Origin of the sequence: Streptomyces sp. NPDC047079, from assembly GCF_040643755.1 — a bacterium.
GTDB lineage: Bacteria > Actinomycetota > Actinomycetes > Streptomycetales > Streptomycetaceae > Streptomyces.
Genome location: NZ_JBEYUZ010000013.1, coordinates 76,902 through 99,058, shown reverse-complemented (window position 1 = coordinate 99,058; position 22,157 = coordinate 76,902). Strand labels below are relative to the sequence as shown.

Here is a 22,157-nt window from a genome sequence, read left to right as displayed (position 1 = left end):
GTCGAACCGTGTCTGTTGTGCACTCCCTCCTTGGCCCGGGCCGGTCACGTAGGACAGGATCGACTCTCATGGACCTGCTGAACACGCTGGTGGACAAGGGGCTGCGGCGCGAGATGCCGACCCGCGAGGAAGCTCTGGCCGTCCTCGCCACTTCCGACGACGACGTGCTCGATGTGGTGGCCGCGGCCGGGAAGGTGCGCCGCCACTGGTTCGGCCGACGGGTGAAACTCAACTATCTCGTCAACCTGAAGTCGGGCCTGTGCCCCGAGGACTGTTCCTACTGCTCCCAGCGGCTCGGCTCGAAGGCCGACATCCTCAAGTACACCTGGCTCAAGCCGGACGAGGCGTCGCAGGCCGCGGCGGCCGGCGTCGCGGGCGGCGCCAAGCGGGTGTGCCTGGTGGCGAGTGGCCGCGGGCCCACCGACCGGGACGTGGACCGGGTCTCCGACACCATCAGGACCATCAAGGAGCAGAACGAGGGCGTAGAGGTGTGCGCCTGCCTCGGTCTGCTCTCGGACGGTCAGGCGGAACGACTGCGCACCGCGGGCGCCGACGCCTACAACCACAACCTCAACACCTCCGAGGCGACCTACGGGGACATCACCACCACCCACACCTACGCCGACCGGGTGGACACGGTGCAGAAGGCGCACGCCGCCGGGCTTTCGGCCTGCTCCGGGCTGATCGCCGGCATGGGCGAGAGCGACGAGGACCTGGTGGACGTCGTCTTCTCGCTGAGGGAGCTGGACCCGGACTCGGTGCCCGTCAACTTCCTGATCCCGTTCGAGGGCACGCCGCTGGCGAAGGAGTGGAACCTGACGCCGCAGCGGTGTCTGCGGATCCTCGCCATGGTCCGGTTCGTGTGCCCGGACATCGAGGTGCGCATCGCGGGCGGCCGGGAGGTCCACCTGCGCACGATGCAGCCGCTGGCCCTGCACCTGGCCAACTCCATCTTCCTCGGGGACTATCTGACCAGTGAGGGCCAGGCGGGCAGGGCCGACCTGGACATGATCGCGGACGCCGGATTCGAGGTGGAGGGCACGGACCAGGTGACGCTGCCCGAGCACCGGGCGGCGGCCGGTCACGGGTCCCACGCCGACGCCGGATGCGGGTCCTCCGGGGGCGCCGGGTGCGGGTCGCACGAGGGTGGCGCGTGCGGGTCGCACGAGGGTGGCAGTGTGTGCGGCTCCGCTGCCGTGCCGCAGGTCGGCGAGGCCCGGACGGACCTGGTCGCCGTGCGCCGCCGGGGTGCCGGAACGGATCTCGCGCCCAATGCCTGAGCTGTCCGTGGACGTGCTGCTGGCGCTCGACCGGCAGCACGTCTGGCATCCGTACGGCCCCATGCCGGGCCGGCAGGAGCCGCTCGTGGTGGAGTCGGCGAGCGGGGTGCGGCTGCGCCTGGCCGACGGCTACGAACTCGTCGACGGCATGTCGTCCTGGTGGTCGGCGATCCACGGCTACAACCACCCGGTGCTCAACGAGGCCGCGCGCGAGCAACTGTCACGCATGAGCCATGTGATGTTCGGCGGGCTCACCCACGAGCCCGCCGTCCGGCTGGCGAAGCTCCTTGTCGACATGTCGCCGGACGGTCTGGAGCACGTGTTCCTGGCCGACTCGGGCTCGGTGTCGGTCGAGGTCGCGGTCAAGATGTGCCTTCAGTACTGGCGTTCGCTCGGCCGCCCCGCCAAGCAGCGGCTGCTGACCTGGCGCGGCGGCTACCACGGAGACACCTGGCACCCGATGTCCGTGTGCGACCCCGAGGGCGGCATGCACGAGCTGTGGCGGGGCGTCCTGCCCCGGCAGGTGTTCGCCGAGGCGCCGCCGGCCGCCTTCGATGAGTCGTACGCCGAACGGTTGCGTGCGGCGATCGCACGGCACGCGGACGAGCTGGCCGCGGTGATCGTCGAGCCGGTGGTCCAGGGTGCGGGCGGCATGCGGTTCCACTCCCCCGCGTATCTGCGGGTGCTGCGCGAGGCGTGCGACGCGCACGACGTGCTGCTGGTGTTCGACGAGATCGCCACCGGGTTCGGGCGTACGGGCGCGCTGTTCGCCGCCGACCACGCGGCGGTGACCCCGGATGTGATGTGTGTCGGCAAGGCGCTGACCGGCGGCTACCTGACCATGGCGGCGACGCTGTGCACCCCGCGCGTGGCCGAGGGGATCTCCCGGGGCGAGGTGCCGGTGCTCGCGCACGGACCCACCTTCATGGGCAACCCGCTGGCGGCGGCCGTTGCCTGCGCCTCGCTCGGCCTGCTGCTCGGGCAGGACTGGCAGACGGAGGTCAAGCGGATCGAGACGGGCCTGAAGGAGGGCCTCGCTCCGGCGCGGGACCTGCCCGGCGTACGCGAGGTGCGGGTGCTCGGCGCCATCGGCGTCGTCCAGCTCGACCACCAGGTGGACATGGCGGCGGCGACCCGGGCCGCGGTGCGCGAGGGCGTGTGGCTGCGGCCGTTCCGCGACCTCGTCTACACGATGCCGCCGTATGTGACGGGGGACGCGGACGTGGCACGGATCGCGCACGCGGTGTGCGCGGCGGCACAGGAGGGCTGACATGTCGGTACTGGTGGTCACGGGGACCGGTACGGAGGTCGGGAAGACGGTCACGACGGCGGCCGTCGCGGCGGTGGCCGTCGCGGAGGGCCGGTCCGTGGCCGTGCTCAAGCCCGCGCAGACGGGGGTGGGCCCCGAGGAGCGCGGGGACGCCGGCGAGGTGGCCCGGCTCTCGGGTGCCTGGACGGTGTGCGAACTTGCCCGGTACCCCGACCCGTTGGCACCCGCGACGGCGGCCCGGCGGGCCGGCCTGCCGCCCGTACGGCCCCGGGAGGTGGCGGAGGCGGCCGCGAAACTGGCCGTCGAGCACGACCTCGTGCTCGTCGAGGGGGCGGGCGGGCTGCTCGTACGGTTCGACGACGAGGGCGGCACCCTCGCGGACGCGGCCCGGCTGCTCGCGGCACCGGTGCTGGTGGTCGCGACGGCCGGCCTCGGCACGCTCAACACCACCGAACTGACGGCGCGGGAGGTACGGCGCCGCGGGCTGGAGTTGACGGGTGTGGTCATCGGCAGCTGGCCCGGGGCGGCCGACCTCGCGTCGCGGTGCAACCTCGCGGACCTTCCGGTGGTGGCTCAGGCGCCGCTGCTCGGGGCGCTGCCCGAGGGAGCCGGCGCATACGCGCCCGCCGACTTCCGTGCCGAGGCGCCCGGTTGGCTGGCTGCTCCGCTCGGCGGCAGGTGGGATTCGGAGGCGTTCGCCTCGTCGCAGGCGCCCTGACTGTGCTGTCCGGTAAGGCGTGACGCGGAGGCCGGCGGCGGGGATGGGGACGGCGGGTGCGGGGGACAATCCGGGTAAGGCCCGTCCTCCCCCGGAGGTGCTCATGGCGCTGCGGTCCGTCCGCACCCGCAGGGTGTCGCGCGACACCGTGCACCACCCGCTGTTCGCCCGCTACTACTCCCGGATCAGCGTCGCCGCCGAGACCCGCCTCGGCATGGGCCCGATACGGGACCGCCTGCTGGCCGGACTGTCCGGCCGGGTGATCGAGATCGGCGCGGGCAACGGTCTGAACTTCGCCCACTATCCGGGTACGGTCTCGGAGGTCGTCGCCATCGAACCGGAGCGGCTGCTGCGGCAGCGCGCGGTCGAGGCGGCCCTGCGCGCCGACGTGCCCGTGGACGTGGCCCCGGGCGCGGCGGAGGCGCTGCCGGTCAAGAGCGAGGCCTTCGACGCGGCGGTCCTCTCACTGGTGCTGTGCAGCGTGCGGGACGTGCCGCGGGCGCTCGGCGAGGTACGGCGGGTGCTGCGGCCCGGCGGGTGCCTGAGGTTCTTCGAGCACGGAGTGGGCGGGGGCCCCGCGATGCGCTCCGCCCAGCGCGCCCTGGACCGGACGGTGTGGCCGGCGCTCAACGGCGGCTGTCATCTCTCCCGGGACCCGGTCGCGGTCCTGCGCGCCGCCGGTTTCGAACTGGGCCCCTACCGACGGATGCTGGTGCCGGAGAAGGGGCCGCGGCTGCCGACGTCGTACTGCGTGCTGGGCACCGCATGGCGGCCCGCGCGCGAGGAGTAGTCACAGGCTCCACTGCCGCAGCTCCCGCGCGATGTCGTCCACCGAGGCCGCGCCGCTCTTCACCAGCCGGGCCAGGTCGCGCACCTGCTCGGCTGAGGTGACGACCTTGACGCCGCTGGCGACGAGGTAGGCGTAGGCGACCGCGGAGGCGAACAGCGCGTTGGAGCGCTCCAGCGCCGGAATGTGCAGCAGGAGCTGGAGCAGGGCGGCGGCGCGGGCGTGCGGGGTGTCGTAGACGGGGACGCCGAATATCTCCGCCTCGTGCCGGCCGACCGCGGCGACGAGCGCTCCCCAGTCGGTGACCTGGGGATCCCCGGGGGTCTTCTGTTCTGCGACCATCAGCAGCCAGGCGAGGTCGATCCTGAGATGGCTCAACGGCTCAGCGACTTGCCTTCGCCCCGGCGCTCCCGCGGGCCCTCGGTCCGGCCCCCGGGAGCGGACCCGAACTCCTCGGCGAAGACGGACTCGTACTGCTTCATGAAGTCGGCGGCGGCCTCGACGAACGTGTGGCCGGCCTCGCCCGTGTCCTGCCGGACCAGTTCCTCGATGTAGCGATTGACGCTCATACCGCGCTCCTGGGCACGTTCGCGGGCGACTCGGGCGGTGTCCTCGTCCACCCTCACGTTCAGCTGGGTCTTCGCCATCCTCCGACGCTAGCGCCGCCGCGCTAGCACCGGCAAGGGCGCGGGGGGCGCACCGCCGGTACGAGGCGAGCGCCCCTCGCACCAACGGTCCGGGCATGACCTGCGAGAAGGGCGCGCCTGGAGCCAGGGGGATACCGGGCGTGGCGCGCATCACATTACGCTCGTGCCGGACGGACCCTGCTAAGGAGCCGGGACGTCCACGACCGAGGAGGTGGCCTTGTCCACTGCTGCTGCGGAGCTCTCCCCGGGGCCCGGGGAGGGGGACGGCATCGCCGCCCGCGCCCGGGGGCTGACGAAGGCGTATGGCTCGGGCGAGACGACGGTGCTCGCCCTCGACTCGGTCGACGTGGACATCGCACGCGGCCGTTTCACCGCGGTCATGGGTCCCTCGGGCTCCGGGAAGTCGACCCTCATGCACTGCCTCGCGGGGCTCGACACCGTGTCGGCCGGGCAGGTGTGGCTCGGCGACACCGAGATCACCGGTCTGAAGGACCGCGAGCTGACCCGGCTGCGCCGGGACCGGATCGGCTTCATGTTCCAGTCGTTCAATCTGATCCCGACGCTGAACGCGGCCGAGAACATCACGCTGCCCATGGACATCGCGGGCCGGCAGCCCGACCGGAAGTGGCTGGACCAGGTGATCGACACTCTCGGGCTGCGCGACCGGCTGACGCACCGGCCGTCGCAGCTCTCCGGCGGGCAGCAGCAGCGTGTCGCGTGTGCCCGCGCGCTCGCCTCCCGCCCCGAACTGATCTTCGCGGACGAGCCGACGGGCAACCTCGACTCCCGGGCGGGGCTCGAGGTCCTGGGCTTTCTGCGCCGGGCGGTCGACGAACTGGGGCAGACCGTCGTCATGGTCACGCACGATCCGGGCGCGGCGGCGCACTCCGACCTGGTGCTGTTCCTGGCCGACGGGCGGATCGTGGACCGGATGGCACGGCCCACGGCGGAGGCGGTGCTGGAACGCATGCGCCTCTTCGCCGGGGGGAGCCCCCAGGATCCCGCTTTCGGCACGGTCCGGGCGGGCGCGGACGACACGGCCCACCACGAGGAGTGAGGGAGGGCTGAGGCGACCGTGCTGAAGGCGACGCTGCGCAGCTTTCTGGCGCACAAGGGACGGCTCGCGCTCTCGGCCCTGGCCGTCCTGCTGTCCGTGGCGTTCGTCGCGGGCAGCCTGATCTTCTCGGACACGGTCACCCGTACCTTCGACCGTCTGTTCGCCTCCACGGCGGCCGATGTGACCGTGAGTCCCAAGGAGGACCTGACCTCGCCGGTCCCGACCGGAGTGACGTCGACCCTCCCCGCGTCGCTGGCCGAGCGGATCGCCCGGGTCGACGGGGTGGCGGCGGCCCATGTGGACGTCGCCGTCGAGAACATCACGGTCGTCGACCGCGGGAACGAGCCCGTGGGCCCCACGACCGGCGCGCCCACCATCGCCAAGAACTGGTACGTCTCCGACCGCAGCCCGGTGAAGCTGACGTCGGGGCACGCACCGCACGGTCCCGGTGAGGCGCTGCTCGACGCGGACACGGCCCGGCACAGGCAGGTGCGGATCGGCGACACTCTGCGGGTGCTCGCACAGCCCGGCTCGTTCACGGTGCGGGTGGTCGGGATCGCCACCTTCACGACCACCAACCCGGGCGCCGCCCTGGTCTTCCTGGACACCCCGACCGCCCAGACCCGGCTGCTCGGCCGGCCAGAGGCGGCCACCGCCATCTCGGTCGACGCGACACCGGGAGTGTCCGACGCGCGGCTCAAGCAGCGGATCGCCGCGGCGCTCGAGCCCTCGTCCGACGGCTCCTCGTCCTCCGGGTCCCCGTCCCGCGACTCCTCGCCCACCGGCCCCTCGTCCCGCGACTCTTCGCCCTACGATCTGAGGACGGCGAGCGAACGGGCCAAGTCCGCCACCGACCAGCTCGGCGCGTTTCTCGACGTGATCAAGTACGTGATGCTGGGGTTCGCCGGCATCGCCGTGCTCGTCGGTGTGTTCCTCATCGTCAACACGTTCTCGATGCTCATCGCCCAGCGCACCCGTGAACTGGGCCTGCTGCGTGCCCTGGGCGCCGACCGGCGGCAGGTGCGCCGGTCCGTGCTCACGGAGGCCCTGCTGCTCGGCCTGGTCGCCTCGACGCTCGGGCTCGCCGCGGGGATCGGGCTCGCGGCCGGGCTGATCCGGCTGATGAGCGCGTTCGGCATGAACCTGAAGTCCACCGAGATGGTGATCGGCTGGGTGACCCCTGTCGCGGCGTACGTCGTCGGGGTGGGCGTCACCTTCGTCGCCGCGTACCTCCCGGCCCGGCGGGCGGCCGCGGTGTCCCCGATGGCCGCCCTCGCGGACGCCGAGGTCGCCGGTGTGGGACGGCCCCTGACGATCCGCGCGGTGGCGGGCGCGATCGTCGGCGTGCTCGGCGTGGCCGCGCTGGCGGGCTGCGTACGGGCGACGAAGACCGCGCCCGCCGCGTCCCTGCTGGGGGTCGGCGTGGTCCTCACGCTCGTCGCCACCGTGATCGCGGGCCCGCTGCTGGTACGGCCCGTGATCCGGGTGCTGGGCGCCGCGTTCCCCGCTCTGTTCGGCCCCATCGGGCGGATGAGCCAGCGCAACGCCCTGCGCAATCCCCGCCGCACCGGTGCCACCGCCTCCGCCCTGATGGTCGGGATCGCCCTGGTCACCGGGATGTCGGTGGCGAGCACGTCCATGTCCAAGTCGTTCGACCAGCAGATCGACAAGACACTCGGCGCCGACTTCGTGGTGCAGAACAGCAATTTCCAGGCGTTCCCGCGGGAGATCACCGACCGGGTCGGGGCGACGAACGGCGCGGGGCTCGTCGTACGCCAGCGGTTCACACCCGTCGCGCTGCGGCTGCCGGACGGCAGGCGCGTCGAGACGATCGCCGGGGGCTACGACCCGCGGCTCGACGAGGTGGCCCACATCAATTACGTCCGGGGGGACACGGCCGCCGCGCTCGCACCCGGCTCCATCGCGATGGACGCGCCGTTCGCCAGGGAACACGGCGTCCACGTCGGCAGCACGCTTGTCGTCCGGTTCCCGGACGGGCGCAGCGCCGGCCTCAGGGTCGGGGCCCTCACCGACCAGGGCGCGTCGGACGGCTTCGGCACCCAGGGCGGACTGTTCCTCGGGATGGCCACGTTCCAGAAGTACGTACCGGGCGGACAGGACTCCGGGTTGTATGTGAACGCCGCGCCCGGCACATCCAAGGACCTGCTCCGGGCCCGTCTGGAGAAGACGCTCGATCCGTACCCCCAGGTGCAGGTCCGTGACCAGGCCGACTACAAGAAGCTGGTGCACGACCAGATCGCGGTGCTGCTCTACCTGGTCTACGCGCTGCTCGGCCTGGCGATCCTCATCGCGGTGCTGGGGGTGGTCAACACCCTGGCCCTGTCGGTCGTCGAGCGCACCCGGGAGATCGGGCTGCTGCGTGCGATCGGGCTCGCCCGGCGGCAGTTGCGGCGGATGATCAGGCTGGAGTCCGTGGTGATCGCCGTGTTCGGAGCCGTCCTCGGGCTGGCCCTGGGGCTGGTGTGGGGGCTGTGCATCCAGCGGGTGCTCGCGTTGCAGGGCATGAAGGCGCTGGCGATCCCCTGGGGCACGATCGTGGCCGTCGTGGTGGGCTCGGCGGTCGTGGGCGTGGTGGCCGCGCTGCTGCCCGCGCTGCGCGCGTCGCGCATGAACGTGCTGGCGGCGATCGCACACGAGTGACAGCGCCACGACGGGGTCACGACGGCGCCATGCGGTGAGACCATGCTGCCGCCGGCCGGGCGGACCGCGCCCCGGCGCCGGCCGCCCGGTGGCCGCGCCGCGGGTGCGCCCAGGCCCTCGCACTGTGCGTCGCCCGCGAGGCGACGTCCGCATGGCGGAATGTTCGGGGCGTCCCCTCCGGGCATGGTGTGTGATCACCACATGAGTGATCTGCGTATACGTACCGCCGGGCCCGAGGACCTCGACCTTGTGCTGGCCTTCTGGAAGGTGGCCGCCGAGGGGACGAGCATCAGCGACGACCGGGACGGCGTGGAGCGCCTCCTCGCCCGTGACCCGGAGGCGCTGCTCCTCGCGGAGGAGGACGGCGAACTCGCCGGGACGGTGATCGCCGGCTTCGACGGCTGGCGCTGCCATCTGTACCGGCTCGCGGTGCACCCGGACCGGCGACGGCACGGCATCGGCTCCGCACTCCTGGCCGCCGCGGAGGAGCGGTTCGTACGGCTCGGAGGGCGCCGCGGGGACGCGATGGTGCTCCAGAGCAACACGACGGCCCAGCATGCGTGGCGGGCCGCAGGGTACGCGCCCGAGCAGCACTGGCGCCGCTGGGTGAAACCCCTCCCCAGCTGAGTGACTTTGCATATCCTTTACCAGGGAGGGGACACACGGTTCCTCCACGGGGTCAACCCGTCCCACCATGGAAAGGTGTGAGTGTCCGCCGATGGGCGAGCCTCCCAGTACCCGACCTCGCGCGGTTGCCGCGTCCCTGGCCGATCCTGGGACGGAGGTGACCCGATGACCGAAGTGCTCCTCCTGCTGGTGGCGATCCTGCTCTCGCTCGCCTGCGGTGGATTCGTCGCCGCGGAGTTCTCCCTCACCACGGTCGAGCGCAGCGAGCTGGAGCACGCCGTACAGCGCGGCGAGCGCGGTGCGGCGGGCGCCCTGAAGGCCGTACGTAATCTGACGTTCCAGCTCTCGGGCGCCCAGCTCGGCATCACGGCCACCAACCTGGTGGTCGGCATGCTGGCCGAACCGTCGATCGCCAAGCTGATCGCCGGCCCGCTGGGGTCACTGGGCCTGTCGCGCTCCGCTGCCACGTCCATGGGCCTGGTCATAGGCACGGGCCTGTCGACCATGTTCCTGATGGTGGTCGGCGAACTTGTGCCCAAGAACTGGGCGATCTCCTCGCCGCTGGCGGTGGCCAGACGGGCGGCCACGCCCCTGCGCTGGTTCAGCGCCGCGTTCCGGCCGTTCATCACGCATCTGAACAACATGGCCAACCGCATGGTCCGCCGCCTCGGCCTCGAACCGGCCGAGGAGCTGGCCTCCGCGCGCGGTCCCCAGGAACTGGTGGCGCTCGCCCGGCACTCCGCCAAGGAGGGCGCCCTCGAGGCGGACACCGCCGAGCTGTTCGTGCGCACCCTGAACCTCGCCGACCTCACCGCGGAGAACGTGATGACCCCGCGCGTCCAGGTGATCGCCCTGGACGCCCAGGCCACGTGCGAGGACGTGGCGAACGCGACGCGCGCGACGGGTCTGTCCCGCTTCCCCGTCTACCGCGGCAACCTGGACTCGGTGGTCGGTGTCGCACACGTCAGGGACGTCGTGGCCGTACCGGCCGAGACGCGCCCCCACTGCTCGGTCACGCAGGTGATGCACGAGCCGCTCCTCGTCCCCGAGTCCCTCACCGTCGACCGGCTGCTGGACCGGCTCTCCGGGAAGAACACCATGGCCGTCGTCATCGACGAGTATGGCGGCACGGCCGGGGTCGCCACCCTGGAGGACATCGTCGAGGAGGTCGTCGGGGAGGTGCGGGACGAGCACGACCCGCACGAGGCGCCCGACCTGGCCCCGGCCGGAAGGGACGCCGACGGCCGCGCGCTGTTCTCGGCCGACGGATCGGCCCGCATCGACCAGCTTTCACGCGTCGGGCTGCGGGTGCCCGAAGGCCCTTACGAGACACTCGCCGGACTGGTCGCCACGGAACTCGGGCGCATCCCGGTGAAGGGCGACACCGTGGAGGTCGCCGGATGGCGCCTCGACGTGGTGGACGCGACGGGTCACCGGGCCGCCCGATTGCTGCTGCACGCGCCGGCCCCCGAGCGGGGGGAGAAGCCGTGACCGTCGTCCAGCTGCTCATCGGCCTGCTGACGCTCGTCGTGAACGCCTTCTTCGTGGGCGCCGAATTCGCGCTGATCTCCGTCCGCCGCAGCCAGATCGAGCCGCAGGCCGAGGCGGGCGACCGAAGGGCCCGCAGTGTGCTGTGGGGACTGGAGCACGTCTCGGCGCTGCTGGCGGCCGCACAACTCGGCATCACCCTGTGCACTCTGGTCCTCGGTGTCGTCGCCGAGCCCGCGATCGAGCATCTGCTCGAGCCGGTGTTCCACGCGGTCGGCGTCCCGCCGGGCGCGGGCCGGGCGGTGTCGTTCGTGATCGCGCTGGCCCTGGCGACATATCTGCACATGCTGCTCGGCGAAATGGTTCCGAAGAACGTCGCGCTCGCCGAGCCGGTGCGGCTGGCGCTGCTGCTCGGCCCGCCACTGGTCGGTCTGTCCCGGGCGCTGCGCCCGGTGATCTTCACCGTGAACGCGTTCGCGAACGCGCTGCTCACGCTGCTGCGCGTAGAGACGAAGAGCGAGGTCACCGCCACCTTCTCGGACGACGAACTGGCACGGCTCGTCACGGACTCCGGCGAGGCCGGGCTCATCGACGACCGCGCCCAGGAGCGGCTGCACGACGCCCTGGAACTCGGCCGCCGGCCCGTGCGCGACGTGGTGGTGCCGCTGGAACGCGTGGTGTACGCGCGTGTCGGTGTCACTCCGGAGCAACTGGAGCGGCTGTCGGCCGAGTCCGGGTTCTCCCGGTTCCCGGTGGTGGACGAGGGGCGGCGGATCGTCGGCTATCTGCACGTCAAGGACGCGCTGGACGCATCACCGCGGGACGCCCCGTTCCAGCTGAGGGACATGCGGCCCATCGCACGGGTGCGGGAGAGCACACCGCTCGACGACGTGCTCACGGCGATGCGCGGCAGCCGTACCCACCTGGCGGCGGTCCTGGGTACGGACGGTCGCCTGGCGGGCCTGGTCACCATGGAGGACGTCCTGCGGGAACTGTTCGGGCACCACCGCGTCTGACGCACCCCGCCCCGTGGCGGGCCGACCGACCGGCGGGTATGGCCACGGGATAGCATCGTCGGCGCCATGCAGACGAACCCCACCCACACCAGCCTGGTCGCGGTCGGCGACTCTTTCACCGAGGGCATGTCGGACCTGCTTCCCGACGGTTCCTACCGCGGCTGGGCCGACGTCCTCGCGGGCCGGATGGCCGCTCGGACACCCGGTTTCCGGTACGCCAACCTGGCCGTGCGCGGCAAACTCATCGGGCAGATCGTCGAAGAGCAGATCGACCTCGCCGCCGCGATGCGCCCCGACGTGATCACCCTGGTCGGCGGCCTGAACGACACGCTGCGACCCAAGTGCGACATGGGCCGCGTACGGGATCTGCTCACTCAGGCCGTGGAGCGGCTGGCCCCCGCGTGCAAGCAGCTCGTCCTGATGCGCAGCCCCGGCCGGCAGGGCCCCGTCCTCGAACGCTTCCGGCCCCGCATGGAGGAGCTGTTCGCCTGCGTCGACGAACTCGCCGCGCTGCACGGCGCGCTCGTGGTCGACCTCTACGGCGCGCCCTCGCTCGCCGACCCCCGCATGTGGGACGTGGACCGGCTGCATCTGACGGCAGAGGGACACCGCCGGGTGGCGGAAGCCGTATGGCAGACGCTCGGGTACAAGGCGGAGGATACGCAGTGGCGTACCGCGATGCCGCCGAGCCTGCCGCCCGGCTGGCTCGCACGCCGGACCGAGGACGTCCGCTTCACCCGGCAGCATCTGCTGCCGTGGATAGGGCGGCGGCTGACGGGCCGCTCGTCGGGCGACGGCCGCCCGGCCAAGCGTCCGGAACTGCTGCCGTACGACGGCCCGGCCGTCCGGGAGCACCGACCCTGCGGAGGGAGTCGCGCGTGACGACCAGGGTGATCAATCTCAAGGGCCGCCTCCAGGACTTCGGTCCCCGGCTGGAGTACGCCCCCGACGACCTCGTCTACATCGGCCGCCGCCTGACCAGGGGCGGCTGGAACCTGCCCCAGCACCCGCTGTACAACCCGTTCCAGATCGACACCCCGAGGAAGAAGAACGACGGGACCCGGTCCGAGGTGATGGCCAAGTACCGGGAGTATCTGATGGCGCGCCCCGACCTGCTGGCCCAGGTGCCGGAGCTGCGCGGCAGAACACTCGCCTGCTGGTGCGCACCCGAACTGTGCCACGGCGACATCCTGGCGGAGGTCGCGGAGCACCCCGAGCACCCGGGCCGCCCGTCGTAGCGGCGGGGTGCGGCCCCGGGCCAAGGTGACGGCGCTCTCGTAGGTTCCACCGAACATCGACGCAGGCGAGTTCGGCCTTCGCTTCCGTCAGCTTCTTCTTGGTGACGGTCAGCCGCTTGCGCTGCATCCACTGACGCACATTCGGGCGGTCCTGCAGTCAGACACGCAGCGGCCCGCCGTTCCGTCCCGTACCTCTCGGGACCGGCGGGCCGAGCACCCCCGATCCACGCCTACACGAAACGGCGCGTCCGAGGGTCCACCTTCCCCAGGGTGCACGCCCAGAACATCATGTCGATCATGCCGAACGTCAGGCGCAGCATCAGCCGCACCAGCGAGATCGCAAGCCCCACCGCTACCGCCCCGCCTTCCAGTCCGTGTCCAGGATCGCCGCGTGCACGGCAGCGACGATCATCGTGATGGCGAGGACACCGCCCTCCCAGTTCTTCGGATTCCCGACCAGCGACTCCACGATCGCCGACCCGTAGATCACCACCGCGTAGACCACGGGCACCAGCATCGTCACCACCCGCTTCTTCGCCGCGATGAAGAACAACGCCGGCGCCAGCAGGCCAGCGGACAGCACCACGACGACGACCCACACCACCTTGTGCACGGTGGACGAGTACATGCGGGCCCGGATCGGCGCGTTGGCATACGGATTACTCATCGTCCCCCCAGCTCAAAAATCGAGAGCCCAGTGTGACCCACGACACGGCCATCTGTTGGGGGTTTGACGAGGCTCGCGGGACAACCGGCGACTCAGTGCCCCCGCACGTCCGGTCCGCCGCCCCGCACGCCGACGCCGTCTTGGCTTGCGACACGGTGAGGCTGGGGCCTCTGACGCGTCGACGCCGCAGCAGCAGGGACGACCGCCGGCCGTCACTCGGTGTGCAGTACGCGGGCGATGCTCTGCCGGGCCGCCGCACGCGCCGGCAGCAGCGCACCCAGTGCGGCGATCGCCACCCCGGCCAGCACCAGCAACGTCATCAACCCTGGGTGCCACACGTCCAGCATCCGGGCAGGGAAGGTGAGGTGGGCCGCGTGCTCGGTGATCGGGATCACCACGTGGTACCCGGCGACTCCGAGCGGCAGGCCCAGGATCCCGCCGACGAGCCCGAGTCCGGCCATGGACACAACCATCATCACCGTGACCTGGCGTGGCGTCATGCCGATGGACTTGAGCATCCCGAGGTCCCGCTGGCGTTCCCGTGCGTTGAGTACGACGGTGTTGAACACGCCCATCGCTGCGACCAGCGTCAGCATCAGGGTCAGTGCGGAGGCGGAGCTGATGACAGTCACGGCGTCTGTGTTCAGCATGGTGTTTTTGGTCGGGTAGAGCCCCGGGTCGGCGGCTTGTACGGCCTTCGTGTAGGTGTTGAAGTCGGCATCGCGGGTGAGGTGCACCCAGTACTGGTTGGCCTGCGCGTCCGGTGCCAGAGCGGTCACCGTCGACCAGTCCGCGCGCATCCAGTCCTCCGGGCCGGCCAGGTTCTCGCCGACCAGGGTCACGCGCTCCTGGCGGCCGTCCGCCGCGGTCAGGGTGAAGGAGTCGCCGAGCCGTAACCCCTGTTTGGCGAGGAATCTGCCGGAGGCCACCACTTCGCCGGGTCTGCTCATCCAGCGGCCCCGCGCCAGGCTGTCCGGGAGCGTCGACTGTCCCCCGCGCACGCCCTCGATCGCCACTCCTTCGCTCCGGCCGAGGATCCGTACGTTGATGAAGCCCACTGCGGCCACGTCTGCGACATCCGGCAGAGAGCGCAGGAGTTTCTGCGTTGCGGCGTCGTTGTGACGCGGGGTGGTCTGATCGAACTTGGTCTGTCCTCGCCAGACGGTCGACTGTGCCTTGCCGTAGTCCTGTTCCGCGTGGCCGTAGGAGACCATGGTGGCCGACAGGCCGGTGGCGAAGGTCACCGTGGCCACGCCGAGCAGGACCGAGGCGATGGTCAGCAGCGCCCGTCCGGGCCGGGCGAAGGGCAGGCCCAGGCCCAGAGTCATCGAGCGTGGCAGCCGCACCCCGCTCAACCACCGCTGCACCGCCGGTCCCCGTCCGGCGTGTGGTGCGCTGCCCGCGCTGATGGTGCGTGCCGCGGAGAGCCGGTGGGCGCGCTGGGCCGGGATCAGCGCGGCCAGCAGTACCGTCAGGGGCATGCCGAGTGCGGTGGTCGCGTACGCCCAGGAGCTGATCGTCGGGTGTACGGTTGCGGTGCCGAGGTTCGCGCCCTGGAAGACCTGGTGCAGCAGCGGCGGCGCGACCACCCCGCCCAGGGCTGTGCCGGCCAGCGAGCCCGCCGTAGCGGGGACGCAGACCATCACCAGGTAGACGGCGACGACCTGTCGGGGCGTGAAGCCTAGGGACTTGAGCACACCGATGTGGCGGAAGCCGGAGACGACGGCGCCGCTCACCACGTTGCCCACGATCAGGACGGCCACCAGCAGGCCGAGGATCCCGAAGGCTATGAGGAACGGCACGTAGCCGTTGGGGTTGGCCGCGACCTGCGCCTTCAAGGTCAGGTACGACTGATGCGCGACCAGCGATCCGGATGGCAGGCCGGCGCTGACCGCCGAGGTGTCCGCACTGATCTGACGGGCTGTCGCGGCCCGGTCGAACCGGTAGAGCATCTGGTACGTCGTGGGGTGCAGGGCCGGGATCTGCTGCGGGGAGACCCATGCCTGCGCGGTGCCGCTCACGCTGGAGGCGAGGCCCACCACGGTCAGGGGCCGCTGCCCGGGCAGTTGGATCCTCTTGCCGATCGGCGAATGCGGACCCTGGCCCATCCCGGGCGCGTCCGGCAACGCCAGCACGATCTGGCCCGGACCGGTGGCCCAGTGCCCGGCGAACAGGTCCAGTCGGTCGACGTCGCCACCGGGGTCCGCCCGCCCGACGACTGTCAGGGGGCCGGGCGCCATTCCGGGCATCTGGGACGCCGCGCTTTCCGGCATGTCGATCACGGCTTGCGAAAACGGCCCGGCCGAGGCCCGTACGCCCGGACGTTCCGCAGTGCGCTCCAGTTCCGTGCCGGAGACCTTCGCCGCGTCGAAGGTGGCGACGACGTGCGCGCCGTGCACCTGACCGAATAGCCGGTCGAAGGGGCCCGACGCGACGTCGAGCAGGCCGAGGGCGATCACCAGGGCCGTACTGGAAACGAGGACCACTGCCGCGATCACGGAAGTCTGCAACCGGCGCCGACGCACGGCCGCGTGGGAGGCCCTCCACACCGCGCTCACGCCGACCGCTCCAAAGCCCGCTCGCCGGTGATCCGGCCGTCCGCCATGATCACCAGGCGGTCGGCACAGCGGGTGGCCAGTGTCTGGTCGTGCGTTACCAACAGCAGAGTCTGGCCCAGTTCGTTGAGGTCGATGAGCAGGTCCATCACCTGTTCGCCCGCGTGGCTGTCCAGCGCGCCGGTCGGCTCGTCCGCCAGCAGCAGCGCGGGCCGGTTCATCAGCGCGCGGGCCACCGCCGCACGCTGGCGCTCGCCGCCACTGAGCGCGGCGGGGTAGACGTTCCTGCGGTCGGCGATGCCGAGTTCGTCCAGCAGTTCCAGCGCCCGGCGCCGGGCCTGACGGGTGGACGTTCCGGTGAGCTGGGCGGCCAGGGCGACGTTGTCGATCGTGGGCAGGTCGTCGATGAGGTTGAAGAACTGGAAGATCATGCCGATCCGGCGGCGCCGGAAGAGCGCCAGCCCGGTCTCGTTCATCGCGCCCAGGTCCTCGCCGTGCACGTGCACCCGGCCGGCGCTCGGCCGGTCAAGGCCGGCGATCATGTTGAGCAGTGTGGACTTGCCGCAGCCGGACGGTCCCATCACCGCGACCGCCTCCCCGGCGCCGATCCTCAGCGACACCCCGTTCAGGGCGACGGTGTCGCCGTACTCCTTGCGCAGGCCGCTCACCCGGACGATGTCCTGCTCGTGCACGGCGGCGGGGCCGGCCTCCGTAGTCGTGCCGCTGATGTCTTCGGTGGTCATGACAGGGACGGTAGGCGGCGTGGGCAGCCCCGAGCGTCAGCCCCCGGAGGTATCCCGCGGCGGTGGTCATCCTGGCGATGTACGGGGTGGACCCGGAGAGGGACGCCCGCTCGTCGGCCGGCTGGCACGATGGACGATGTGTGGAGATCGGAGACGGGCTGGCTGCTCATCGCTCTCACGACCGTGAGCCTGGCGGTGACCGGGGGCACCGCCCTGCTGCTGGCGCGCGCCCGCCGCCGCTACCGCAAGATCCTGGAGGACCGCCGCTGGCTGCTGGAGCGCGAGCGGGAGGCTGCCGCCCGCACGGCGGTGGCAGCCGAACGTGCCCGCATCGCACGGGAGTTGCACGACATCGTCAGCCACAAGGTCAGCCTGATGGTCGTACAGGCGACCGCAGCCCGCGAGGTGCTCACCGCCCTGCCGAACGCGGCGGAGACCGCGCTGCAGGCCGTGGAGGGTGCCGGACGCGACGCGATGACCGAACTGCGCCACCTGCTGGGCCTGCTGGCGCCGTCGCCGGACGGCGACGACGACCGGACCGAGCGCGAGGGCGAAGGAGACCTCTCCGGACTCGCACCCCAGCCGAGCCTGAGTCAACTGGGCACCCTGGTCGACCGGATCGCCTTCGCCGGCCTCCCGGTCGAGGTGCGCATCTCCGGGGAACCGCGCCCGTTGCCGCCCGGCATCGACGTCACCGCCTACCGGATCGTGCAGGAGGCGCTGACCAACGCGCTCAAGTACGGCGACGGCGGCACCGCGACCGTGACGGTGCGCTATGCGGACCACGGTCTGCGGGTCGAGGTGCTCAACAGCGGGCCGAGCGTGCTGTCCGCCGGCTTCGCGAGCGCGGGAGTCCGATCCGGTGGCCACCAGCGCCGGAACGACGGAGCGGGACACGGCCTGATCGGTCTGCGCGAGCGCGTCGCCGTCTACGGAGGCCACTTCGACGCCCGACGCCGCGTCGGTGGCGGGTACCGTGTCCGCGCCCGCATCCCCCTGGAGCGCCCGTGACCCAGCCCCCCGCGGACCGCATCCACCAGGCCCCGAACCGGATCCCGAACGCCCAGGAGCCGAGCCCGAGCAGGGAAACCCTCGCCCCGCGCGTCCTCATCGCCGACGACGAGGAACTCATCCGAACCGGCTTCCGCCTCATCCTCACCTCGCGCGGCATCGAGGTCCTTGGCGAGGCCGCAGATGGCGTAGAAGCCATCGCAGAGGCCGAACGGCTACGCCCGGACGTCCTCCTGATGGACATCCGCATGCCCAAACTGGACGGCCTGGAAGCCGCCAAGCGCGTCCTGCGGCTGCTCCCGCGCTGCCGGGTCCTCATGCTCACCACGTTCGACCTCGACCGCTACGTCTACGCGGCGCTCGCCGCCGGGGCGAGCGGCTTCCTACTCAAGGACGTCACCGCCGCCCATCTCGCCGCGGCGGTGCGGCTGGTGAACACGGGCGACGCGCTGCTCGCCCCCTCGATCACCCGCCGTCTGGTCGAACGCTACGCGACCACACTCGAGGCCGGCCGAGCCGAGGCGGCTCACCGCCCCGTCAGTGCGGCGACCGTGGACCGCACATCCCCGCTGCACCGCGACCTCGCTCCGCTAACACCCCGCGAACGCGAGGTGCTGGTCCTCCTGGGCCGGGGCCTGTCGAACACCGAACTCGCCGCCACCCTCACCCTCAGCGAGGCCACCGTGAAGACCCACGTCGCCCGGATCTTCGCCAAGCTTGCCCTGCGCGACCGCGCCCAAGCCGTCATCATCGCCTACGAGACGGGCCTGGTCACCCCCGGCAGCTCCACCGCCGAATGAGAACGTCCACATGGTGACGTCACGGGCGGCACGCCTGGCTGCTGTGTGAGCTGGTCCCCGACCCGATCGTCCAGAAGCGCGTCTACGGCACCGAGTTCACCGCCGACTGCCTCGTGGACCGCGACGGACAGGCCTCGGTGATCCTGCGAAGGCGGGACCTGGTCAAGGCCGGATGTGTCGCCGTCTCCACGACGTTCGAGGACCAGGCCGTACGGGACCTGGTCGTGAAGACACTGCAGGCCGTCCACGCGCAGGGCCTGAGCTGCGTGCAGGGATTCATTACCGACGACGGGATCGTCATCCACGAGCTGAACGTTCGCGTCGCCGGAGGGTTCGCGCTCAGCGAGGCGGCCGGAGCGGACCTCGTCGGACAGATGGTCAACGGCCTGTTCGGCCAGCCGGTCGCCCACGACCAGCTCGCCTACCGCAACGGCGTGTTCCTGGCGAACTACCTGGAGACGTTGCGCGTCGGTGATATCGCAGAGCTGGAGGTCGCCGCCGCGCCGACGGGAGCCACCGCATGACCACCACCGTGAAGCCCGACGCCGGACGCAACGCCTCCCCGTACCTGTACGGCGAGGAAGCCGCCGCGGTCGCCCGGGTACTGGAGGACGGGCAGTACGGGCGTCGGCGCGACCGGAGACCTGACCTGCTTCAGCTTCGGCCCGATCAAGAACCTCACCTGCGGCCAGGGCGGCATCGTCATCCGTGTACGTCACCGAGGACCCGACCGAGGTCCTCGCCGCCTGCCAGGCCCGGGACGCCGCGTGCCATCACGCCCCGCCGAGTGGGAGGTGCCCCATGAGGCCCCGCCCTGTCGGAGTCCCGGAAACCTCCGGCGGGGCGGGTCCTTCCCTCGCGGCCCCGCCTCAGGGGTACAAGATTGGAAACATATGTTCGATTCCATCGTGCGACCGCAACGGCCCCGAAGCGGCGAAGGAACCGGAAACCTTCACCACCCGGGGCCGTTGTCTGTCCGCCGGCCCCGCGGCCGGCGGCTCCATCTCACGGACATCTCACAGACCCGGCGCTGCATGGCAATCACGGCGCCTCTGACCTGGGCGGAGTGGACAGTGCGCACCAGCCGGACCCCGCAAGGACGGCAGGTAAACTCCGTACACGTGACTGCTGCGCCCGCAAAGCCCCGTATCCCGAACGTCCTCGCCGGACGCTACGCCTCCGCCGAGCTCGCCACGCTCTGGTCCCCCGAGCAGAAGGTGAGGCTGGAGCGGCAGCTCTGGCTCGCCGTGCTGCGGGCCCAGAAGGACCTGGGGGTCGACGTGCCGGACGCGGCGATCGCCGACTACGAGCGCGTGCTCGACCAGGTCGACCTCGCCTCGATCGCCGAGCGCGAGAAGATCACCCGGCACGATGTGAAGGCGCGGATCGAGGAGTTCAACGCCCTCGCCGGGCATGAGCACGTACACAAGGGCATGACCTCCCGTGACCTCACCGAGAACGTCGAGCAGCTGCAGGTCCGGCTCTCGCTCGAGCTGGTGCGCGATCGTACGGTGGCCGTGCTGGCGCGTCTGGGCAAGCTGGCCGGCGAGTACGCCGAGCTGGTCATGGCCGGACGCTCGCACAACGTGGCCGCGCAGGCCACGACCCTCGGCAAGCGCTTCGCGACCGCCGCGGACGAGCTGCTCGTGGCGTACGCGAGGGTCGAGGAGCTCCTCGCCCGCTACCCGCTGCGTGGCATCAAGGGCCCGGTCGGCACCGCGCAGGACATGCTGGATCTGCTCGGCGGCGACGCCTCGAAGCTCGCCGAGCTGGAGAACCGCATCGCGCGGCACCTGGGCTTCTCGCAGGCCTTCACCTCGGTCGGCCAGGTCTACCCGCGCTCGCTGGACTACGAGGTCGTGACCGCCCTGGTGCAGCTGGCGGCCGCGCCGTCCTCGCTGGCCAAGACGATCCGGCTGATGGCCGGGCACGAGCTGGTGACCGAGGGCTTCAAGCCCGGCCAGGTCGGCTCCTCGGCGATGCCACACAAGATGAACACCCGCTCCTGCGAGCGCGTCAACGGCCTGATGGTGATCCTGCGTGGCTACGCCTCGATGACCGGTGAGCTGGCGGGCGACCAGTGGAACGAGGGCGACGTCTCCTGCTCGGTGGTGCGCCGGGTCGCGCTGCCGGACGCGTTCTTCGCGCTGGACGGCCTGCTGGAGACCTTCCTCACGGTGCTCGACGAGTTCGGCGCCTTCCCGGCGGTCATCGCCCGCGAGCTGGACCGCTACCTGCCGTTCCTCGCCACGACCAAGGTGCTGATGGGCGCCGTGCGCGCCGGTGTCGGCCGTGAGGTCGCGCACGAGGCGATCAAGGAGAACGCCGTCGCCACGGCGCTCGCGATGCGCGAGCAGGGCGCCGAGCGCAACGACCTGCTGGACAAGCTCGCCGCCGACGAGCGGCTGCCGCTGGACCGTGAGCAGCTGGCCGCGCTGATGGCCGACAAGCTGTCCTTCACCGGCGCGGCCGCCGCCCAGGTCGGCGTGGTCGCCGGCCGGATCGAGGAGATCGTCAAGCAGCACCCGGAGGCTGCCGGCTACACCCCCGGAGCGATCCTCTGAGCCGCTTCACCCCGGCGGAACTGGAGGCCGCCCGCGAGCGTCCTGTCCCGGACGTGGTCGCGGACGGTCTCCAGGTGCTGTTCTGCGGCATCAACCCGGGCCTGATGACGGCGGCGACAGGGCATCACTTCGCCCGGCCCGGCAACCGATTCTGGCCGGTGCTGCACCTGTCCGGCTTCACGCCGAGGCTGCTGAAGCCCGCCGAGCAGCACGAGCTCCTGTCGTACGGGCTGGGCATCACGAACGTGGTGGCGCGGGCGACCGCGCGGGCCGACGAGCTCACCGCCGAGGAGTACATCGAGGGCGAGCGACTGCTGACGGCCAAGGTGACGCGGTGGCGGCCGAGATGGCTGGCCGTGGTGGGAGTGACCGCGTACCGGGCCGCCTTCGGGGACCGCAGGGCCCAAGTGGGGCCGCAGGAACGGACCATCGCGGACACGCGGGTGTGGGTGCTGCCCAACCCCAGCGGGCTGAACGCGCACTGGACCGCGGCGACGATGGCGCAGGAGTTCGCGCGGCTGCGGGAGGCTGCGCGGGCCTGATGGGTCAGGGTGGGTCGGTGTCGGTGACCACGGCCAGCAGCTGGAAGGGCAGTTCGCCGTCCCACTGGGACACGCCCAGGGCGACCCAGCGGCCCGACTCCGCCCGCCACAGATGCACATCGGGCACGTGCGAGGCGAGCGTGCCCCATGGCTCCGCCATCTCCTCGCCTTCCATGCCGCGCCGGAACACGCTGTACAGGCTGAACACGTCCGCCGGTCCCCACCGCTGGGCGAGCCGCTCCCCGAGCGCGTCCCGGTCGGCCTCGTACTGCGCCTGGGTCTCCTCCCGTTCGGTGCCGTCGTCCTCGTGGAAGTCCCCGCTGGTCTGTAACTCGGCTATGAGATAGCCGGGCCCGCCCGTGCCGGCGTCCGTCCTGCCGTGCGCCGCGGGGAACTCCCGGGCGCACAGCCGGTCGATCACAGCAAGGTGGTTCGCGATGTCCATGTGATCCAGTAAAGCGGGCACCACTGACAATTGGCGGGCCC

General features: G+C 71.5%; 22 protein-coding genes and 1 pseudogene. 17 read left to right on the top strand and 6 right to left on the bottom strand.

Translation table 11 applies throughout. From position 1 onward, the window contains the following. Positions 1–68 precede the first annotated feature (68 nt). The 4 genes from bioB to ABZ823_RS18850 all read left to right on the top strand — a co-directional run bounded on the left by bioB (position 69) and on the right by ABZ823_RS18850 (position 4,058). Positions 69–1,280: a biotin synthase BioB gene (bioB, locus tag ABZ823_RS18865; RefSeq protein WP_361661089.1), complete on the top strand. Its 1,212-nt coding sequence runs from the start codon at positions 69–71 to the stop codon at positions 1,278–1,280. After that, positions 1,273–2,550, top strand: a complete 1,278-nt coding sequence (locus ABZ823_RS18860; protein WP_361661086.1) for an adenosylmethionine--8-amino-7-oxononanoate transaminase — start codon at positions 1,273–1,275, stop codon at positions 2,548–2,550. The genes bioB and ABZ823_RS18860 overlap by 8 nt, the downstream gene beginning before the upstream one ends. Position 2,551: 1 nt before the next feature. Next, entirely contained in the window at positions 2,552–3,268 is a 717-nt protein-coding gene (gene bioD / locus ABZ823_RS18855) for a dethiobiotin synthase (RefSeq protein WP_361661083.1), read from the top strand. 103 nt (positions 3,269–3,371) lie between these two features. Next, positions 3,372–4,058: a class I SAM-dependent methyltransferase gene (locus ABZ823_RS18850; protein WP_361661080.1), complete on the top strand. Its 687-nt coding sequence runs from the start codon at positions 3,372–3,374 to the stop codon at positions 4,056–4,058. Here ABZ823_RS18850 and ABZ823_RS18845 read toward each other — a convergent pair whose 3' ends face one another. Together ABZ823_RS18845 and ABZ823_RS18840 are read right to left on the bottom strand one after the other, a co-directional pair. Further along, complete coding sequence (locus ABZ823_RS18845; RefSeq protein ID WP_361661076.1) at positions 4,059–4,433, bottom strand: fic family toxin-antitoxin system, toxin component; 375 nt, start codon at positions 4,431–4,433, stop codon at positions 4,059–4,061. Further along, positions 4,430–4,702, bottom strand: a complete 273-nt coding sequence (locus ABZ823_RS18840; protein WP_361661073.1) for a toxin-antitoxin system HicB family antitoxin — start codon at positions 4,700–4,702, stop codon at positions 4,430–4,432. Before ABZ823_RS18840 ends, ABZ823_RS18845 begins: the two co-directional genes overlap by 4 nt. Before the next feature lie 217 nt (positions 4,703–4,919). On the opposite strand from ABZ823_RS18840, the gene ABZ823_RS18835 reads away from it, so the two are divergent. The 7 genes from ABZ823_RS18835 to ABZ823_RS18805 all read left to right on the top strand — a co-directional run bounded on the left by ABZ823_RS18835 (position 4,920) and on the right by ABZ823_RS18805 (position 12,789). Continuing rightward, the gene (locus ABZ823_RS18835) at positions 4,920–5,759 is read left to right on the top strand and encodes an ABC transporter ATP-binding protein (RefSeq protein WP_361661070.1); all 840 of its coding nucleotides are present in this window, start codon (positions 4,920–4,922) and stop codon (positions 5,757–5,759) included. A gap of 18 nt (positions 5,760–5,777) precedes the next feature. Beyond that, a complete protein-coding gene (locus ABZ823_RS18830) occupies positions 5,778–8,420 on the top strand; it encodes an FtsX-like permease family protein (RefSeq protein ID WP_361661067.1) in 2,643 nt (880 codons plus the stop codon). Positions 8,421–8,621: 201 nt separating this feature from the next. Further along, positions 8,622–9,047 carry a GNAT family N-acetyltransferase gene (locus ABZ823_RS18825; protein ID WP_361661063.1) on the top strand — a complete coding sequence of 142 codons (426 nt, stop codon included), beginning with the start codon at positions 8,622–8,624 and terminating at the stop codon, positions 9,045–9,047. Positions 9,048–9,212: 165 nt separating this feature from the next. Then, a complete protein-coding gene (locus tag ABZ823_RS18820; RefSeq protein ID WP_361661061.1) occupies positions 9,213–10,538 on the top strand; it encodes a hemolysin family protein in 1,326 nt (441 codons plus the stop codon). Beyond that, positions 10,535–11,551, top strand: a complete 1,017-nt coding sequence (locus tag ABZ823_RS18815) for a hemolysin family protein (protein WP_361661058.1) — start codon at positions 10,535–10,537, stop codon at positions 11,549–11,551. Before ABZ823_RS18820 ends, ABZ823_RS18815 begins: the two co-directional genes overlap by 4 nt. A 66-nt stretch (positions 11,552–11,617) precedes the next feature. Further along, positions 11,618–12,433 (top strand): SGNH/GDSL hydrolase family protein, encoded by an 816-nt coding sequence (locus ABZ823_RS18810; RefSeq protein ID WP_361661056.1) that lies wholly within the window; start codon positions 11,618–11,620, stop codon positions 12,431–12,433. Further along, entirely contained in the window at positions 12,430–12,789 is a 360-nt protein-coding gene (locus ABZ823_RS18805; RefSeq protein ID WP_361661053.1) for a DUF4326 domain-containing protein, read from the top strand. The genes ABZ823_RS18810 and ABZ823_RS18805 overlap by 4 nt, the downstream gene beginning before the upstream one ends. 352 nt (positions 12,790–13,141) lie before the next feature. On the opposite strand, the gene ABZ823_RS18800 is transcribed toward ABZ823_RS18805, so the two are convergent. The 3 genes from ABZ823_RS18800 to ABZ823_RS18790 form a co-directional block, all read right to left on the bottom strand. After that, on the bottom strand, positions 13,142–13,456 hold the full coding sequence (locus tag ABZ823_RS18800) for a hypothetical protein (protein WP_361661050.1): 315 nt from the start codon (positions 13,454–13,456) through the stop codon (positions 13,142–13,144). 212 nt (positions 13,457–13,668) lie between these two features. Further along, positions 13,669–16,014 carry an FtsX-like permease family protein gene (locus ABZ823_RS18795; RefSeq protein ID WP_361661048.1) on the bottom strand — a complete coding sequence of 782 codons (2,346 nt, stop codon included), beginning with the start codon at positions 16,012–16,014 and terminating at the stop codon, positions 13,669–13,671. Next, positions 16,011–16,754: an ABC transporter ATP-binding protein gene (locus tag ABZ823_RS18790; protein WP_361661045.1), complete on the bottom strand. Its 744-nt coding sequence runs from the start codon at positions 16,752–16,754 to the stop codon at positions 16,011–16,013. The genes ABZ823_RS18795 and ABZ823_RS18790 overlap by 4 nt, the downstream gene beginning before the upstream one ends. Positions 16,755–16,883: 129 nt before the next feature. On the opposite strand from ABZ823_RS18790, the gene ABZ823_RS18785 reads away from it, so the two are divergent. From ABZ823_RS18785 to mug, 6 genes and pseudogenes are all read left to right on the top strand, one after another. Further along, positions 16,884–17,765 carry a histidine kinase gene (locus tag ABZ823_RS18785; protein ID WP_361661043.1) on the top strand — a complete coding sequence of 294 codons (882 nt, stop codon included), beginning with the start codon at positions 16,884–16,886 and terminating at the stop codon, positions 17,763–17,765. A gap of 41 nt (positions 17,766–17,806) precedes the next feature. Next, a complete protein-coding gene (locus tag ABZ823_RS18780) occupies positions 17,807–18,565 on the top strand; it encodes a response regulator transcription factor (protein WP_361661314.1) in 759 nt (252 codons plus the stop codon). 38 nt (positions 18,566–18,603) lie between these two features. Next, positions 18,604–19,089 carry an ATP-grasp domain-containing protein gene (locus tag ABZ823_RS18775; RefSeq protein WP_361661312.1) on the top strand — a complete coding sequence of 162 codons (486 nt, stop codon included), beginning with the start codon at positions 18,604–18,606 and terminating at the stop codon, positions 19,087–19,089. 114 nt (positions 19,090–19,203) lie between these two features. After that, positions 19,204–19,260: pseudogene (locus tag ABZ823_RS18770) on the top strand (hypothetical protein); the annotation flags it as partial. 426 nt (positions 19,261–19,686) lie between these two features. Continuing rightward, positions 19,687–21,129, top strand: coding sequence for an adenylosuccinate lyase (purB, locus tag ABZ823_RS18765; RefSeq protein WP_361661040.1), 1,443 nt, complete (start codon positions 19,687–19,689; stop codon positions 21,127–21,129). Next, positions 21,126–21,671: a G/U mismatch-specific DNA glycosylase gene (gene mug, locus ABZ823_RS18760; RefSeq protein ID WP_361661309.1), complete on the top strand. Its 546-nt coding sequence runs from the start codon at positions 21,126–21,128 to the stop codon at positions 21,669–21,671. The genes purB and mug overlap by 4 nt, the downstream gene beginning before the upstream one ends. 4 nt (positions 21,672–21,675) lie before the next feature. Here the strand turns inward: mug and ABZ823_RS18755 are convergent, their stop codons facing one another. Beyond that, entirely contained in the window at positions 21,676–22,116 is a 441-nt protein-coding gene (locus ABZ823_RS18755; RefSeq protein WP_361661038.1) for a hypothetical protein, read from the bottom strand. Positions 22,117–22,157: the final 41 nt, after the last annotated feature.

What these genes read in the sequence shown, in the direction of transcription:
- bioB (WP_361661089.1), top strand. Translation starts at nt 69, where the DNA reads ATGGACCTGCTGAACACGCTGGTGGACAAGGGGCTGCGGCGCGAGATG.
- ABZ823_RS18860 (WP_361661086.1), top strand. Translation starts at nt 1,273, where the DNA reads ATGCCTGAGCTGTCCGTGGACGTGCTGCTGGCGCTCGACCGGCAGCAC.
- bioD (WP_361661083.1), top strand. Translation starts at nt 2,552, where the DNA reads ATGTCGGTACTGGTGGTCACGGGGACCGGTACGGAGGTCGGGAAGACG.
- ABZ823_RS18850 (WP_361661080.1), top strand. Translation starts at nt 3,372, where the DNA reads ATGGCGCTGCGGTCCGTCCGCACCCGCAGGGTGTCGCGCGACACCGTG.
- ABZ823_RS18840 (WP_361661073.1), bottom strand. Translation starts at nt 4,702, where the DNA reads ATGGCGAAGACCCAGCTGAACGTGAGGGTGGACGAGGACACCGCCCGA.
- ABZ823_RS18825 (WP_361661063.1), top strand. Translation starts at nt 8,622, where the DNA reads ATGAGTGATCTGCGTATACGTACCGCCGGGCCCGAGGACCTCGACCTT.
- ABZ823_RS18820 (WP_361661061.1), top strand. Translation starts at nt 9,213, where the DNA reads ATGACCGAAGTGCTCCTCCTGCTGGTGGCGATCCTGCTCTCGCTCGCC.
- ABZ823_RS18810 (WP_361661056.1), top strand. Translation starts at nt 11,618, where the DNA reads ATGCAGACGAACCCCACCCACACCAGCCTGGTCGCGGTCGGCGACTCT.
- ABZ823_RS18800 (WP_361661050.1), bottom strand. Translation starts at nt 13,456, where the DNA reads ATGAGTAATCCGTATGCCAACGCGCCGATCCGGGCCCGCATGTACTCG.
- ABZ823_RS18790 (WP_361661045.1), bottom strand. Translation starts at nt 16,754, where the DNA reads ATGACCACCGAAGACATCAGCGGCACGACTACGGAGGCCGGCCCCGCC.
- ABZ823_RS18785 (WP_361661043.1), top strand. Translation starts at nt 16,884, where the DNA reads ATGGACGATGTGTGGAGATCGGAGACGGGCTGGCTGCTCATCGCTCTC.
- ABZ823_RS18755 (WP_361661038.1), bottom strand. Translation starts at nt 22,116, where the DNA reads ATGGACATCGCGAACCACCTTGCTGTGATCGACCGGCTGTGCGCCCGG.